The 16,013-nt window shown below is 69.1% G+C and carries 14 protein-coding genes and 2 rRNA genes; 13 read left to right on the forward strand and 3 right to left on the reverse strand.

The features are described from left to right. Positions 1-46: 46 nt before the first annotated feature. Positions 47-3,167 (forward strand): 23S ribosomal RNA (locus I2W78_RS32240). Between the two features lie 104 nt (positions 3,168-3,271). Beyond that, positions 3,272-3,388: ribosomal RNA gene (gene rrf, locus I2W78_RS32245) — 5S ribosomal RNA — on the forward strand. 87 nt (positions 3,389-3,475) lie between these two features. Here the strand turns inward: rrf and I2W78_RS32250 are convergent. Next, a complete protein-coding gene (locus I2W78_RS32250) occupies positions 3,476-3,685 on the reverse strand; it encodes a hypothetical protein (protein ID WP_196464850.1) in 210 nt (69 codons plus the stop codon). A gap of 139 nt (positions 3,686-3,824) precedes the next feature. Here I2W78_RS32250 and I2W78_RS32255 point away from each other — a divergent pair, with 139 nt between their 5' ends. Beyond that, positions 3,825-4,658, forward strand: coding sequence for a hypothetical protein (locus I2W78_RS32255; protein ID WP_196464851.1), 834 nt, complete (start codon positions 3,825-3,827; stop codon positions 4,656-4,658). Further along, on the forward strand, positions 4,637-5,392 hold the full coding sequence (locus I2W78_RS32260) for a tetratricopeptide repeat protein (protein ID WP_196464804.1): 756 nt from the start codon (positions 4,637-4,639) through the stop codon (positions 5,390-5,392). The genes I2W78_RS32255 and I2W78_RS32260 overlap by 22 nt, the downstream gene beginning before the upstream one ends. Positions 5,393-5,460: 68 nt before the next feature. Here I2W78_RS32260 and I2W78_RS32265 read toward each other — a convergent pair whose 3' ends face one another. Next, positions 5,461-6,750 (reverse strand): DUF1015 family protein, encoded by a 1,290-nt coding sequence (locus I2W78_RS32265; protein WP_196463767.1) that lies wholly within the window; start codon positions 6,748-6,750, stop codon positions 5,461-5,463. An 82-nt stretch (positions 6,751-6,832) separates the two neighbouring features. On the opposite strand from I2W78_RS32265, the gene I2W78_RS32270 reads away from it, so the two are divergent. The 4 genes from I2W78_RS32270 to I2W78_RS32285 all read left to right on the forward strand — a co-directional run bounded on the left by I2W78_RS32270 (position 6,833) and on the right by I2W78_RS32285 (position 10,906). Then, positions 6,833-7,861: an HAD hydrolase-like protein gene (locus I2W78_RS32270; protein ID WP_196463768.1), complete on the forward strand. Its 1,029-nt coding sequence runs from the start codon at positions 6,833-6,835 to the stop codon at positions 7,859-7,861. Positions 7,862-7,929: 68 nt separating this feature from the next. Then, on the forward strand, positions 7,930-8,973 hold the full coding sequence (locus tag I2W78_RS32275) for a FecCD family ABC transporter permease (RefSeq protein WP_196463769.1): 1,044 nt from the start codon (positions 7,930-7,932) through the stop codon (positions 8,971-8,973). Beyond that, complete coding sequence (locus I2W78_RS32280; RefSeq protein WP_196463770.1) at positions 8,970-10,016, forward strand: FecCD family ABC transporter permease; 1,047 nt, start codon at positions 8,970-8,972, stop codon at positions 10,014-10,016. The genes I2W78_RS32275 and I2W78_RS32280 overlap by 4 nt, the downstream gene beginning before the upstream one ends. Next, positions 10,013-10,906: an ABC transporter ATP-binding protein gene (locus I2W78_RS32285; protein ID WP_196463771.1), complete on the forward strand. Its 894-nt coding sequence runs from the start codon at positions 10,013-10,015 to the stop codon at positions 10,904-10,906. Before I2W78_RS32280 ends, I2W78_RS32285 begins: the two co-directional genes overlap by 4 nt. On the opposite strand, the gene I2W78_RS32290 is transcribed toward I2W78_RS32285, so the two are convergent. Beyond that, positions 10,890-11,237, reverse strand: coding sequence for an SCP2 sterol-binding domain-containing protein (locus I2W78_RS32290; RefSeq protein WP_196463772.1), 348 nt, complete (start codon positions 11,235-11,237; stop codon positions 10,890-10,892). The genes I2W78_RS32285 and I2W78_RS32290 overlap by 17 nt on opposite strands. 42 nt (positions 11,238-11,279) lie before the next feature. Between I2W78_RS32290 and I2W78_RS32295 the strand changes: the two genes are divergently transcribed. From I2W78_RS32295 to I2W78_RS32315, 5 genes are all read left to right on the forward strand, one after another. Continuing rightward, on the forward strand, positions 11,280-11,567 hold the full coding sequence (locus I2W78_RS32295) for a hypothetical protein (protein ID WP_196463773.1): 288 nt from the start codon (positions 11,280-11,282) through the stop codon (positions 11,565-11,567). Positions 11,568-11,574: 7 nt separating this feature from the next. Continuing rightward, a complete protein-coding gene (locus I2W78_RS32300) occupies positions 11,575-12,390 on the forward strand; it encodes a TlyA family RNA methyltransferase (RefSeq protein ID WP_196463774.1) in 816 nt (271 codons plus the stop codon). Beyond that, a complete protein-coding gene (locus I2W78_RS32305) occupies positions 12,387-13,292 on the forward strand; it encodes an NAD kinase (RefSeq protein ID WP_196463775.1) in 906 nt (301 codons plus the stop codon). The genes I2W78_RS32300 and I2W78_RS32305 overlap by 4 nt, the downstream gene beginning before the upstream one ends. Positions 13,293-13,433: 141 nt before the next feature. After that, a complete protein-coding gene (gene recN, locus I2W78_RS32310; protein WP_196463776.1) occupies positions 13,434-15,176 on the forward strand; it encodes a DNA repair protein RecN in 1,743 nt (580 codons plus the stop codon). Positions 15,177-15,195: 19 nt separating this feature from the next. Continuing rightward, on the forward strand, positions 15,196-15,960 hold the full coding sequence (locus I2W78_RS32315; RefSeq protein WP_196463777.1) for a hypothetical protein: 765 nt from the start codon (positions 15,196-15,198) through the stop codon (positions 15,958-15,960). Positions 15,961-16,013: the final 53 nt, after the last annotated feature.

Genomic DNA, 16,013 nt, shown 5'->3' on the forward strand with positions numbered 1-16,013 from the left:
TGGCTGGTCGTTGTTTGAGAACTGCACAGTGGACGCGAGCATCTGTGGCCAAGTTTTTAAGGGCGCACGGTGGATGCCTTGGCACCAGGAACCGATGAAGGACGTGGGAGGCCGCGATAGTCCCCGGGGAGTCGTCAACCAGGCTTTGATCCGGGGGTTTCCGAATGGGGAAACCCGGCAGTCGTCATGGGCTGTCACCCGCTGCTGAACACATAGGCAGTGTGGAGGGAACGCGGGGAAGTGAAACATCTCAGTACCCGCAGGAAGAGAAAACAACCGTGATTCCGGGAGTAGTGGCGAGCGAAACTGGATGAGGCCAAACCGTATGCGTGTGAGACCCGGCAGGGGTTGCGTATGCGGGGTTGTGGGATCTCTCTTCCACGGTCTGCCGGCCGTGGGACGAGTCAGAAACCGTTGATGTAGGCGAAGGACATGCGAAAGGTCCGGCGTAGAGGGTAAGACCCCCGTAGTCGAAACGTCAGCGGCTCGTTTGAGAGACACCCAAGTAGCACGGGGCCCGAGAAATCCCGTGTGAATCTGGCGGGACCACCCGCTAAGCCTAAATATTCCCTGGTGACCGATAGCGGATAGTACCGTGAGGGAATGGTGAAAAGTACCCCGGGAGGGGAGTGAAATAGTACCTGAAACCGTGTGCCTACAAGCCGTGGGAGCGTCGGATGCAGCTTGCTGTATCTCGTGACTGCGTGCCTTTTGAAGAATGAGCCTGCGAGTTTGCGGTGTGTTGCGAGGTTAACCCGGGTGGGGTAGCCGTAGCGAAAGCGAGTCCGAATAGGGCGTTTCAGTAGCGCGCTCAAGACCCGAAGCGGAGTGATCTAGCCATGGGCAGGTTGAAGCGGAGGTAAGACTTCGTGGAGGACCGAACCCACCAGGGTTGAAAACCTGGGGGATGACCTGTGGTTAGGGGTGAAAGGCCAATCAAACTCCGTGATAGCTGGTTCTCCCCGAAATGCATTTAGGTGCAGCGTCGTGTGTTTCTTGCCGGAGGTAGAGCACTGGATAGGCGATGGGCCCTACCGGGTTACTGACCTTAGCCAAACTCCGAATGCCGGTAAGTGAGAGCGCGGCAGTGAGACTGTGGGGGATAAGCTCCATGGTCGAGAGGGAAACAGCCCAGAGCATCGACTAAGGCCCCTAAGCGTACGCTAAGTGGGAAAGGATGTGGAGTCGCACAGACAACCAGGAGGTTGGCTTAGAAGCAGCCACCCTTGAAAGAGTGCGTAATAGCTCACTGGTCAAGTGATTCCGCGCCGACAATGTAGCGGGGCTCAAGCGTACCGCCGAAGTCGTGTCATTGACACATGTACCTCCAACGAGGGTGTTGATGGGTAGGGGAGCGTCGTCTGCCGGGTGAAGCAGCCGCGTAAGCGAGTTGTGGACGGTTGACGAGTGAGAATGCAGGCATGAGTAGCGATACAAACGTGAGAAACGTTTGCGCCGATTGACTAAGGGTTCCTGGGTCAAGCTGATCTGCCCAGGGTAAGTCGGGACCTAAGGCGAGGCCGACAGGCGTAGTCGATGGATAACCGGTTGATATTCCGGTACCCGCCGTGAAGCGTCAAACATTGAATCCAGTGATGCTAAGCCCGTGAAGCCGCCCCTGATCTCTTCGGAGTGAGGGGGAGTGGTGGAGCCGGTGACCCGAGCTGGTAGTAGGTGAGTGATGGGGTGACGCAGGAAGGTAGTCCATCCCGGGCGGTGGTTGTCCCGGGGTAAGGGTGTAGGCCGTGCGATAGGTAAATCCGTCGCACATAAGGCTGAGACCTGATGCCGAGCCGATTGTGGTGAAGTGGATGATCCTATGCTGTCGAGAAAAGCCTCTAGCGAGTTTCATGGCGGCCCGTACCCTAAACCGACTCAGGTGGTCAGGTAGAGAATACCGAGGCGTTCGGGTGAACTATGGTTAAGGAACTCGGCAAAATGCCCCCGTAACTTCGGGAGAAGGGGGGCCACATCCGGTGACGGCACTTGCTGCCGGAGCTGGGGGTGGCCGCAGAGACCAGCGAGAAGCGACTGTTTACTAAAAACACAGGTCCGTGCGAAGCCGTAAGGCGATGTATACGGACTGACGCCTGCCCGGTGCTGGAACGTTAAGGGGACCGGTTAGCTCCATTTCGGTGGGGCGAAGCTGAGAACTTAAGCGCCAGTAAACGGCGGTGGTAACTATAACCATCCTAAGGTAGCGAAATTCCTTGTCGGGTAAGTTCCGACCTGCACGAATGGCGTAACGACTTCTCGACTGTCTCAACCATAGGCCCGGTGAAATTGCACTACGAGTAAAGATGCTCGTTTCGCGCAGCAGGACGGAAAGACCCCGGGACCTTTACTACAGTTTGATATTGGTGTTCGGTTCGGCTTGTGTAGGATAGCTGGGAGACTTTGAAACGCGGACGCCAGTTCGTGTGGAGTCGTCGTTGAAATACCAGTCTGGTCGTGCTGGATGTCTAACCTGGGTCCGTGATCCGGATCAGGGACAGTGTCTGATGGGTAGTTTAACTGGGGCGGTTGCCTCCTAAAGGGTAACGGAGGCGCCCAAAGGTTCCCTCAGCCTGGTTGGCAATCAGGTGTTGAGTGTAAGTGCACAAGGGAGCTTGACTGTGAGACCGACGGGTCGAGCAGGGACGAAAGTCGGGACTAGTGATCCGGCGGTGGCTTGTGGAAGCGCCGTCGCTCAACGGATAAAAGGTACCCCGGGGATAACAGGCTGATCTTCCCCAAGAGTCCATATCGACGGGATGGTTTGGCACCTCGATGTCGGCTCGTCGCATCCTGGGGCTGGAGTCGGTCCCAAGGGTTGGGCTGTTCGCCCATTAAAGCGGTACGCGAGCTGGGTTTAGAACGTCGTGAGACAGTTCGGTCCCTATCCGCTGTGCGCGTAGGAGTCTTGAGAAGGGCTGTCCCTAGTACGAGAGGACCGGGACGGACGAACCTCTGGTGTGCCAGTTGTTCTGCCAAGGGCATGGCTGGTTGGCTACGTTCGGGAGGGATAACCGCTGAAAGCATCTAAGCGGGAAGCCTGCTTCGAGATGAGGACTCCCACCCACTTGATGGGGTAAGGCTCCCAGTAGACGACTGGGTTGATAGGCCGGATATGGAAGCACGGTAACGTGTGGAGTTGACCGGTACTAATAGGCCGAGGGCTTGTCCTCAGTTGCTCGCGTCCACTGTGTTAGTTCTGAGGCAACGACCGTTGCCGGCTTTGAGCAGAACGCATAACAGAAGAGTGTGCTTGTTCGCTCGAAACCATTAGGGTTTCGGTGGCCATAGCGTGAGGGAAACGCCCGGTTACATTCCGAACCCGGAAGCTAAGCCTTACAGCGCCGATGGTACTGCAGGGGGGACCCTGTGGGAGAGTAGGACGCCGCCGAACAATCTTTGGAGGACCCCTGGTCCCAGCGTTCAGCTGGGACCAGGGGTCCTTTTGTTTTTACAATGCTTGCGGTACCGAAGACAGGAGTCACCGATGTCCACCAACTCTCCCGAAGATCGACCGGAGCGCGACCAGCGGCGACGGGATGGTGGCGATCGCGGCGACCGCGGCGGCTTCCGGCGCGAGCGCAGTGACCGCGGTGACCGGGGCGGGTTCCGGCGGGACAACGACCGTGGCGGATACGGCCGTCGGGACGGCGACCGGGACGGCGACCGTGGTGGCGACCGCGGTGGGCACGGCCGACGCGACGATCGGCGTGACGACCGTGATCGTGGGCCCCGTCGGGACGACCGGGGCGGTCGGCCCAGTGGGTTCCGCAGGGACGACCGAGGTGACCGCCCGACCTTCCGCCGCGACGACCGCGGGGAGCGCCGTGATGACCGGCGTGGCGACGATCGTGGTGGGTTCCGTCGGGACGACAGGCGTGATGACCGGCGCGGTGACGATCGTGGTGGGTTCCGTCGCGATGACAGGCGTGATGACCGGCGTGGCGATGACCGTGGTGGGTTCCGTCGGGACGACAGGCGTGATGACCGGCGCGGTGACGATCGTGGTGGGTTCCGTCGGGACGACAGGCGTGATGACCGGCGTGGCGATGACCGTGGTGGGTTCCGTCGCGATGACAGGCGTGATGACCGGCGTGGCGACGATCGTGGTGGGTTCCGTCGCGATGACAGGCGTGATGACCGGCGTGGCGATGACCGTGGTGGGTTCCGTCGCGATGACAGGCGTGATGACCGGCGTGGCGATGACCGTGGTGGGTTCCGTCGCGATGACAGGCGTGATGACCGGCGCGGTGACGATCGTGGTGGGTTCCGTCGCGATGACAGGCGTGATGACCGGCGCGGTGACGATCGTGGTGGGTTCCGTCGCGACGACAGGCGTGATGACCGGCGTGACAGCGACCGTGGCGGATACGGCCGGCGGGACGAGCGTCGTGATGACCGGCGTGATGACCGCGACCGTGGTTTCCGGCGGGACGAGCGTGGGGACCGTGGCGGATACGGTCGGCGTGACGACCGGGGTGAGCGTGGCGGGTTCCGGGGGCGGGACGACCGTGGACGCGGTCCCCGTCGGGACGACCGGGGCGGTCGGCCCGGTGGCTTCCGTGGGCGTGACGACCGGCGCGGTGGCGCCGGCGGTCGGTTCCGTGAGGAGCGCGAGCGGGACCGTGAGCCGATCAAGCGGCTGCCGATCCCGGAGGACGTGACCGGCGACGAGATCGACAAGGACGTACGGCAGGAGCTGCAGAGCCTGCCGAAGACGCTCGCGGAGGATGTCGCCAAGAACCTCGTCATGGTCGCGCGGCTGATCGACGAGGACCCCGAGGGGGCGTACGGCTACTCCAGGGTCGCCCTGCGGCTGGCGTCGCGCGTCGCCGCCGTACGGGAGGCAGCCGGATTCGCGGCGTATGCGAACCAGAAGTACGCGGAGGCGCTGGCCGAGTTCCGAGCGGCGCGGCGGATGACCGGCACCGTGGAACTGTGGCCTGTCATGGCCGACTGCGAGCGTGGGCTCGGGCGTCCGGAGAAGGCGCTGGACATGGCCGGGGCGCCCGAGGTGCAGAAGCTCGACAAGGCCGGGCAGGTGGAGATGCGGCTCGTCGCGGCCGGCGCCCGCCGTGACATGGGGCAGCTCGACGCGGCCATCGTGACGCTGCAGAGCCCGGAGCTGGCCTCCAGTTCCGTACAGCCGTGGACCGCGCGGCTGCGGTACGCGTACGCCGACGCGCTGCTCGCGGCCGGGCGGGAGCGTGAGGCTCGGGAGTGGTTCGCGAAGGCCGTGGAGGCCGACCGGGACGGCAGCACGGACGCCTCGGACCGGCTGGCCGAGCTGGACGGGGTGGAGTTCGTCGACGCCCTCGACGACAGCGAGGAGGTCGACGGCGCCGAGGGCGAGGCCAAGGACGACTCGGCTTCCGCCGAGGGCGGCGACCGGGACTGACGTGCGGGTTTGAGAATGGGCGGGAACCCTGGTTCGGGGGTCCCGCCCACTTTCGTACCCGGCGTGCGTCAGAGGTCCAGCGCGCGGAACACCAGACCCGACGCCGGCTTGGGCCCGAACGACGTGGACTTGCGGGGCATGGTCACGCCCTGGCGGGCGAGGGCTCGTACGACGTCCTCGTGGACGGGGTGCAGCAGGACGGCCGTACTGCCGTCGCGTTCCGCCTTGCGGACCGTGGCCGCCGCGTCGTGGATGTAGGCGATGTGGGCGGGGGAGTCCTCGGGGACGTGCCAGATGTGGTCGAGGAGGGTGGCGTGCAGGACCGTGGCGTCCAGCGTGCGCCATGCCTTGGGGCGGTCCGAGGGGATCGTGCGCGCCAGCAGGTCCGGGTCGGGGCGGTCGACCAGGTGGAACGTGCCGTCGCCGGCGAGCAGGAAGGCGTTGCCCGAGACCGCGGCTTCGGCGAGGGCCATGAGGGCTCTGGGGAGCGGTGCGTCCACGTGGCGTACGTTGAAGTGGCCGTGGAGGGCTGACAGGGCGTCGGGCACCCGCAGGCCGTGCAGGAGGCGGTGGATGGCGCGGACGCGCAGCGGGTAGCGGGCGGTGTCGACGAGGAGGACCAGGCCGTAGTCCCAGGGGCTGGGGGAGGGGTGCTCGGCGCGCAGGAGGCGGTAGGTGGCCCAGCGGTGGTGGCCGTCGGCGATGAGGGCCTGGTGGTGGGCGAGGTCGGACTGGACGCGGGCCACGTCGTGGGCGTCGGTGACGGACCAGAGGCGGTGGCTGAAGCCGTCCTCGGTGGTGGTGGCGAGGAGCGGGGGTTTTTCGGCGGTCCGTTCGACGACCTCGCTCGCGCCCGCCCGGCCGCTGCCGCGGTAGGTCAGCAGGAGGGGTTCGAGGTTCGCGGAGGTGGCGCGCATCAGGTCGGCGCGGTCGGCGACGATGTGCGGCATCACGTCCTCGTGCGGCAGGACCACACCCTCCGACGGATCGGAGACACGCAGGGCGCCGATGATCCCGCGCTGGAGCATGCCGTTGCCGTCGTGCTGTTCGTAGACGTAGAGGCCGGGTTCGGGGTCGGCGGTCAGCACGCCCTCGGTGAGCCAGCGGTGCAGGGTGTCGGCGGCCTGGGCGTTGCGCACGCTGGGGGTGGCGGCCTCGGGGAGGATCAGCCGGACGATGTTGTGCGGGTCTGCCGACTGCAGCTGGTGCACGCCGTCGGGGCGTACGACGACGTCGTACGGCGGGGATGTCACGGCCGCCAGGCTGCCGACCCGGTCGGGGTCGTAGCGAAGTCCTCGGAACGGGGTGAGTTCGAGGCCTCGGCGCGTCGTTGCTTCCGGGTGACCTGCTGTGTTCATCCCGGCATCGTACGTGCACCGCGTGTGTCAGTGGCATGAGGCATGATCGAGGAAAAGCCGGTGGACCGAGGAGCGGTGGGGAATGAGCCAGCAGGTCAGGACCAGGCCCGAGGGCAGCGGGCGGGCGCTGAGCGAGGCGTACGACACGGCGCTGCTCGACCTGGACGGGGTGGTGTACGCGGGCGGAGAGGCGATCGCGTACGCCGTCGAGTCGCTCGGTGCCGCGCGTGTCGGCGGGATGCATCTGGCGTATGTCACGAACAACGCGCTGCGGACGCCGGATGCCGTGGCCGCGCATCTGACGGAGCTGGGGATACCGGCCGAGGCCAGTGATGTCATCACCTCGGCGCAGGCGGTCGCGCGGCTGATCGCCGAGCAGGTGCCGGCGGGGGCGCGGGTGCTGGTGGTGGGTGGCGAGGGGTTGCGGGTGGCGCTGCGGGAGCGGGGGCTCGTGCCGGTGGAGTCGGCGGACGACGATCCGGCGGCGGTCGTACAGGGGTATGGCGGGCCGGAGTTGCCGTGGGGGCGGTTCGCCGAGGCGTGTTATGCCATCGCGCGCGGGGTGCCCTGGTTCGCGTCCAACACCGACCTGACGATTCCGAGTGCGCGCGGCATCGCGCCGGGGAACGGGGCGGCGGTGGCCGTGGTGCGGATCGCGACCGGCGCCGAGCCGCAGGTGGCGGGCAAGCCGCTGCCGCCGATGCACCGGGAGACGATCCTGCGGACGGGCGCGCAGCGGCCGCTGGTGGTGGGGGACCGGCTGGACACGGACATCGAGGGGGCGTTCAACGGGAGCGTCGACTCGCTGCTCGTCCTGACCGGCGTGACCGACGGGCCGCAGCTGCTCGCGGCGCCGCCGCGGCACCGGCCGACCTATGTCGACGCGGATCTAAGGGGGATGCTCACCGGGCAGCCGGAGGTCGTCGAGGCAGGTGCGGGCTTCCGATGTGGTGGCTGGACGGCGACGGCCGGGGACGCGGAGCTGGAGCTGGAGGGCGACGGGGAGGCGCTGGACGGGTTGCGGGCGCTGTGTGCGGCTGCCTGGACGGCGGCCGGGGAGGGGGTTTGTGAGCTGGACGGGGGGAAGGCGTTGGCGCGGCTGGCGTTGTGAGGGCCAGGGGCGTGGCCGGGATCCGGTCGGGATCTTGATCCAATGCGAGGGTAGGCTAACCTAACTGCGTGTTGGTTGAGAGTCCCCCCGAACCGCGCGCGGAAGTCGCCGCCGCGCCCCCAACCCGTCGGGCGATACGTGCCTTTGGGCTGCTCCTCGCCGTGCTGATCATGGTGCTCGTCGCATTGGCGAGCATCGCCGTCGGTGCCAAGGAGCTGTCCCTCGGGCAGGTTTGGCACGGTCTGTTCCAGGATTCGGGGACATACGGCGACGTCGTGGTCGGCGAGCGGCTGTCCCGGACCCTGCTCGGGCTGCTCGCCGGCGCCGCGCTCGGTCTGTCCGGGGCCGTCCTGCAGGCGCTCACCCGTAATCCGCTGGCCGACCCCGGACTGCTCGGCATCAACGCGGGCGCGTCCGCGGCGGTCGTCACCGCCATCACCTTCTTCGGTGTCACCAGCCTCAGCGGCTATGTGTGGTTCGCGTTCTTCGGCGCGGCCGCGGTCGGCGCGCTGGTGTGGTTCCTGGGCGGCAGCCGGGGCGCCACGCCGGTGCGACTCGCCCTCGCCGGTACGGCGATCAGCGCCGCGCTCTACGGCTATCTCCAGGCCCTGATGATCCTGGACGACGCGGCGCTGGACCGGATGCGCTTCTGGACGGTCGGTTCGCTGAGCGCGGCGACCGACCACACCATCACGCAGGTGCTGCCGTTCCTGGTGGCCGGCTCGGTCCTCGCGCTCGCCCTCGCCCGCCCGCTGAACGCGATGGCCATGGGCGACGACACCGCCAAGGCCCTCGGCGCCAACCTCAACCGCACCCGGGCGCTGTCCATGCTCGCCGCCACCGTGCTGTGCGGGGCGGCGACCGCCGCCTGCGGGCCGATCGTGTTCGTCGGGCTGATGGTGCCGCACGTCGTACGGTCCTTCACCGGGCCCGACCTGCGCTGGATCCTGCCGTACGCGGCCATCCTGTCGCCCGTGCTGCTGCTCGGCGCCGACGTACTCGGCCGGATCGTCGCGCGGCCCGCGGAGCTCCAGGTCGGCATCGTGACCGCGATCCTCGGCGGCCCGGTCTTCATCTTTCTCGTACGACGGCGGAGGACGGCCCAGCTGTGACCACCAACCGTGCCAACCGTGCCGTACGGACGCCGGGCGGGCTGTCCGTGCGCCTGGACGTCCGGGCCCTCACCGTCGTCGTCCTGCTGTTGCTCGCCGCCCTCGCCGCGAGTGTGGCGCTGATCGGCACCGGCGACTTCCCGATCCCCGCCGCCGACGTGTTGAGGACGCTGGTCGGCAACGGGGACGCCGGGCAGGAGTTCATCGTGGGCGAGCTGCGGCTGCCGCGGGTCCTGGTCGGGCTGCTGGTCGGTGCCTCGCTCGGGCTCGGCGGTGCGCTGTTCCAGTCCATCTCCCGCAACCCGCTGGGCAGTCCGGACGTACTCGGCCTCGGGCAGGGCGCGACGGCTGGGGCGCTCACGGTGATCGTGCTGTTCTCCGGGAGCGCGAACGCGGTCACAGCCGGCGCGCTGGTGGGCTGTCTGGGGGCCGGGCTCGCCATCTACGCGCTGGCGTGGAAGCAGGGCGTGCACGGGTACCGGCTGGTGCTGGTCGGTATCGGTATGTCCGCCATCATGACCGCCGTCAACGGCTATCTGCTGACCAAGGCCGACCTCGTCGACGCGGCCCGGGCCGTCGTGTGGATGACCGGCTCGCTCAGTGGCCGTGACTGGGCGCAGGTCTGGCCGCTGCTCGCGCTGTGCGCCGTCCTCGTACCGCTCGTCCTCGCCAATGCGCGCGGGCTGCGGATGCTGGAGATGGGCGACGACGTGTCGTACTCCCTCGGGGTGCGCGTCGAACGGGTACGGATGCTGCTGCTGGTGGCCGCCGTGCTGCTCACCGCCACCGCCACCGCCGCCGCCGGCCCCGTCAGCTTCGTGGCCCTCACCGCGCCGCAGCTGGCGCGCCGGCTGACCCGCTCGCCCGGCCCGAACCTGCTGCCGTCGCTGTGCATGGGCGCGACCCTCCTGGTCACCGCCGACTGGGTCTCGCAGCGCGTCTTCGGCGCCGACCAGCTGCCCGTGGGCGTGGTCACCGGCGTGCTCGGTGGCGTCTACCTGCTGTGGCTGCTGGTCACCGAGCGCAGGGCGGGGCGGATATGAGCGCCCCCGCGAGCGCCCCCGCGCACCAGAACATCCAAAGGAGCACCGTGAACCGCCTGTCCGCCGAGAACGTCACCCTCGCCTACGACCAGCGCGTCATCGCCGAGCGGTTGTCGGTGGAGATCCCCGACAACTCGTTCACCGTGATCGTCGGCCCGAACGCCTGCGGCAAGTCCACGCTGCTGCGCGCGCTGTCGCGGATGCTCAAGCCGAGCCAGGGCCGGGTCCTGCTGGACGGGCAGGTCATCCAGTCGATGCCGGCGAAGAAGGTCGCCCGGACGCTCGGTCTGCTGCCCCAGTCGTCGATCGCGCCGGACGGGATCACGGTCGCCGACCTGGTGGGTCGGGGGCGGTATCCGCACCAGGGGATCCTGCGGCAGTGGTCGGCCGAGGACGAGCGGGTCGTGCAGGAGTCCATGGCGCAGACCGGGGTCGCCGAACTCGCGGATCGCTATGTCGACGAGTTGTCCGGCGGTCAGCGGCAGCGGGTGTGGATCGCGATGGCGCTGGCCCAGCAGACGCCGCTGCTGCTCCTGGACGAGCCGACGACGTATCTGGACATCCAGCACCAGATCGACGTACTGGATCTCTGCGCGGAGCTGCACGAGGAGCAGGGGCGCACGCTCGTCGCCGTGCTGCACGACCTCAACCACGCCGCCCGGTACGCCACGCACCTCATCGCGCTGCGCGGCGGCGAGGTGATCGCCGAGGGCGCGCCGAACGACATCGTCACCGCCGAACTGGTGGAGGACGTCTTCGGGCTGCGCTGCCAGGTCATCGACGACCCGGAGACGGGGACGCCGCTGGTGGTACCGGCGGCGCGCAAGGCGCGGGCCGACATCAGGAAAGTCGCTGCTACGGCTGCTGCGGCCGCTAGAGAAGCTTCCTGAGGCGGAACAGGTCCAACAGGCTCGCCTCCAGCTTCACCCGGCCCGACCCCCAGGCCTTGGCGAAATGCAGCTCGCCGTCCACCAGCGCCACCAGATCGTCTCCTGCCATGGCGAGCCTGATCTGGGCCTTCTCGGGCGGCGGGCCCTGGACGGTGTCGTGCACCGTGATCCGCCTGTCCCGCATACGGCCGACGAAGGTGATGTCCAGGTCGGTGATGTGGCAGCTCACGGACCGGTCCATCGCGGCAGCCGCACCGACGTCGCCCTCGGCGTGCTGCATGTTGTCCGAGAGCTGCTCCAGTGCCGAGCGGCATTCCTCGATCGTTGCCATTGTGACCGACGGTACCGCAGGGCTTCGGGGTAGCGTCGGAGCATGAACGACTCAGCGCCCGAGCACCCGACGGCCGCGGAGGGCGGTCCCGCGGTCGAACCCGAGCACGACCCCGCCGCGCCAGCCCCGCTCGGCGTGCCCCGCACCCCCACCGGCAACGCCGAGGTGGACGCCCAGATGGAGCGGCTCGGCGACGCCGACCACCTGGCCACCGACGGACACGTCGAGGTGTACGAGGATGTACATCGGGGGCTGCGCGACGCGCTCACCGCGCTCGACGCCCGCCCGGGACCTCCGGCGCCCCCATCGACGTATCGACAGGGGAGCTGAACCGAACGTGGCAGGAGTCGCACGCCGCCGTCTCGACGCGGAGCTGGTCCGCCGGAAGCTCGCGCGCTCGCGCGAGCACGCCGGCCAGCTGATCGCCGCCGGCCGGGTCAGCGTCGGCAAGACGGTCGCGACCAAGCCGGCCACCCAGGTGGAGACCGCCGCGGCGATCGTCGTCGCGGCCGACGACAGCGATCCCGACTACGTGTCCCGCGGCGGCCACAAGCTCGCAGGCGCACTGGAGGTCTTCGTACCGCAGGGCCTGGCCGTCAAGGGGCGGCGGGCGCTGGACGCCGGGGCCTCCACCGGCGGTTTCACCGATGTGCTGCTGCGGGCGGGGGCCGCGCACGTCGTCGCCGTGGACGTCGGATACGGACAACTCGCCTGGACTCTGCAGAGCGATGAACGCGTCACCGTCAAGGACCGTACGAACGTACGGGAGTTGACGCTTGAAGCGATCGATGGGGAACCTGTGGATCTTGTGGTGGGGGATCTGTCCTTCATCCCGCTCGGGCTGGTCCTGCCCGCCCTCGTGCGCTGTGTACGGCCGGACGCCGACCTGGTGATGATGGTCAAGCCGCAGTTCGAGGTGGGCAGGGAACGGCTGGGCAGCGGGGGAGTGGTACGGAGTCCGCAGCTGCGGGCCGAGGCCGTGCGCGGGGTGGCCGAGCGGGCCTGGGAGCTGGGGCTCGGGGCGAAGGGCGTGACGGCCAGTCCGTTGCCCGGGCCCTCGGGGAATGTCGAGTACTTTCTGTGGCTGCGGGCCGGGGCTCCCCGTCTGGACCCGGCCGACGTCGACCGTGCAGTTGCGGAGGGGCCGCGTTGACAGCGAACCGAGCTCGTACTGTTTTTCTGCTCGCCCACACCGGACGGCCCGCGGCCGTGCGCAGCGCCGAGCTGGTGGTCAAGGGGCTGCTGCGCTCCGGTATCGGCGTGCGGGTGCTGGAGGCGGAGGCGGCCGACCTGCCGCTGCCGGACGAGGTGCGGCTGGTCAAGGAGGCGACGCCGCAGTGCCTCGACGGGTGCGAACTGCTGATCGTGCTGGGCGGTGACGGGACGCTGCTGCGCGGCGCGGAGTTCGCGCGGGCGTCCGGGGTGCCGATGCTCGGCGTCAACCTCGGGCGGGTCGGGTTCCTCGCGGAGGCCGAGCGGGACGATCTCGACAAGGTTGTCGACCGGGTGGTGACGCGGGCGTACGAGGTCGAGGAGCGGATGACCGTCGACGTCGTCGTGCACAGCAACGGCGACATCGTGCACACGGACTGGGCGCTGAACGAGGCGGCGGTGCAGAAGGCCGGGGCCGAGAAGCTGCTCGAGGTCGTGCTGGAGATCGACGGGCGGCCGGTGACGGGGTTCGGGTGTGACGGGATTGTGCTGTCGACGCCCACTGGGTCGACCGCGTATGCGTTTTCCGCTGGTGGGCCCGTGGTGTGGCCCGAGGTGGAGGCGTTGTTGATGGTGCCGATCTCCGCGCACGCGCTGTTCGCGAAGCCGTTGGTGACGTCGCCGGACTCTGTGCTGGCCGTGGAGGTTCTGCCGCACATTCCGCCGGGGGTGCTGTGGTGTGACGGGCGGCGGACCGTGGAGTTGCCCGCCGGGGCACGGGTCGAGGTGCGGCGGGGGGCTGTGCCGGTGCGGCTGGCTCGGTTGCATCATGCCTCGTTCACTGATCGGCTGGTGGCGAAGTTCGCGTTGCCGGTTTCTGGGTGGCGGGGGGCTCCGCACTAGCGGTTCGCCATACGGGCATCGGTGCGTGGGCGGCTGCGGGATCGTTGTGGTTGATCGCGCAGTTCCCCGCGCCCCTGCCCGGCGTGCACTCGCGTGAGTGACAAGGGGGACCGGCGTCGCGCTCTGGGGGCCGGACCTCGTATGGTCGTGTCCGTGTTGGAGGAGATGCGGATACGGTCGCTCGGAGTCATCGACGATGCCGTCGTCGAGTTGTCGCCGGGGTTCACCGCTGTCACCGGTGAGACGGGTGCGGGCAAGACCATGGTGGTCACCAGCCTGGGGCTGTTGCTGGGTGGGCGGGCGGATCCGGCGCTCGTGCGGATCGGGGCCGACAAGGCGGTCGTGGAGGGGCGGATCACCGTGCCCGCGGACGCCTCGGTCGCCGTACGGGCCGAGGAGGCCGGGGCCGAGCTCGACGACGGTGCCCTGCTGATCAGCCGTACCGTGTCCGCCGAGGGGCGGTCCCGGGCGCATCTCGGTGGGCGGTCCGTGCCCGTGGGGGTGCTGGCCGAGCTCGCCGACGAGTTGGTCGCCGTGCACGGGCAGACCGACCAGCAGGGGTTGCTGAAGCTGTCACGGCAGCGGCAGGCGCTCGACCGGTACGCCGGTGACGCGGTGGCCGCGCCGCTGGCCAAGTACTCCGAGGCCTACCGGCGGCTGCGGGCCGTCGCCGTCGAGCTCGACGAGATCACCACGCGCGCGCGGGAGCGGGCCCAGGAAGCCGACATGCTGCGCTACGGGCTCGACGAGGTCGCCGCCGTCGAGCCGCGGGCCGGTGAGGACGTGGAGCTGGCCGAGGAGGCCGAGCGGCTGGGGCACGCGGAGGCGCTGGCGTCCGCCGCCACGGCCGCTCATGCGGCGCTCGCCGGGAATCCGGAGGATCCGGAGGGCGTCGACGCCTCGACGCTCGTCGCGGGGGCGCATCGGGCGTTGGAAGCCGTACGGTCCCACGATCCGGCGCTGGCCGCGCTCGCCGACCGGATCGGGGAGATCGGGATCCTGCTGGGCGATGTGGCGGGCGAGCTGGCGGGATACGCCGACGATCTGGACGCCGATCCGCTGCGGCTGGCCGCGGTCGAGGAGCGGCGGGCCGCGCTGACCGGGCTGACCCGGAAGTACGGCGAGGACATCAACGCGGTGCTCGTGTGGGCCGAGCAGGGTGCCGCGCGGCTCACCGAACTCGACGGCGACGACGAGCGGATCGGGGAGCTGACCGCCGAGCGGGACGCGCTGCGCGCCGAACTGGGCGGGCTGGCTCAGGCCTTGACGGACGCGCGGACGGACGCGGCCGAACGGTTCGCGGCCGCCGTGACCGCCGAGCTGGCCTCGCTCGCCATGCCGCACGCGCGCGTGTCGTTCGCCATCCGGCAGACCGAGGACCCGGAGGGTGTCGAGGTCGGCGGCCGTACGGTGGCGTACGGGCCGTCCGGTGCCGACGAGGTGGAGCTGCTGCTGGCGCCCCACCCGGGTGCGCCGCCGCGGCCCATCGCCAAGGGCGCGTCCGGCGGTGAGCTGTCGCGCGTGATGCTCGCCGTGGAGGTCGTGTTCGCGGGGACGGATCCGGTGCCGACGTACCTCTTCGACGAGGTGGACGCCGGTGTGGGTGGCAAGGCCGCGGTGGAGATCGGGCGGCGGCTGGCCCGGCTGGCGAAGACCGCGCAGGTGGTCGTGGTGACGCACCTGCCGCAGGTGGCCGCCTTCGCCGACCGGCAGTTGCTGGTCGAGAAGCGGAACGACGGGTCGGTGACCCGGTCCGGCGTGAAGGTGCTGGAGGGAGAGGACCGGATCCGGGAGCTGTCCCGGATGCTGGCCGGTCAGGAGGACTCCCAGACGGCGCGGGCGCACGCGGAGGAACTGCTGGAGACGGCTCGGGCGGACGGGTAGCAGGACGTACGGTGATGCGATGATCACCCGTTCGAGTCGCACGTCGAGGATCACCTCCCTCGCTGTCACCGCCGCCCTCACCCGCGCCGCACTCGGCGCCCTGCGCGCCACCGCCCCCGGCGGTCGTACGCGCTGGGAGCGGCAGAACTACGCCGGGCGGACCGTGGAGTTGTACGCCGGTCCCGCCACCGCCCTCGCCACGGCCGTCGGCGTCGGGCGGGTGAACCCGCTCGCCGGGGCCGCGATGGTCGCCGTCGGCGGCTGTGGGGCGTACGACGACGTGGCCGGGGATCATCGGCGCGGCTTCCGGGCTCACTTGGCCGCGCTGCGGGACGGCGAGGTCACCAGCGGGGCCGTCAAGCTGTTCGGGATCGGCGCGGCGGGGCTGCTCGCGGGCGCCGCGCTCAAGGAGCGGCCGCTCGACAAGGTGCTGGCCGGGATCGTGATCGCCGGGGCGGCACACTTCGTCAACCTCGTGGATGTGCGGCCGGGCAGGGCCGCCGGGGCGGTCGTCGCGCTGGCGGCGCCCGGGCTGCTGCGCAAGGGGCCGGGGGCGGCCGAGTTGGCCGCCGTCGCGATGGGGGCGGCCGGGACCGTGCTGCCCGACGATCTCGGGGAGCGCGTGATGATTGGGGACACGGGGGCGCACGCGCTGGGTGCCGCTCTCGGGGCGGCGGTCGTCGCGGCCAACGGGCGGGCCGGGTTGGTCGGTCACGCCGTCGGTGTCGTGGTCGCGGTGGTGTGCGGGGGCCGGGTGAGCGGGCTTGCGAGGTCACTCGGGTGAGTGACGCGAAGCGGCGCGTTGCCCCGGCGTGTGGGAGCGTGTGATCTCCGGCG

The organism is Streptomyces spinoverrucosus, from assembly GCF_015712165.1.
Taxonomy (GTDB): Bacteria; Actinomycetota; Actinomycetes; order Streptomycetales; family Streptomycetaceae; genus Streptomyces; species Streptomyces spinoverrucosus_A.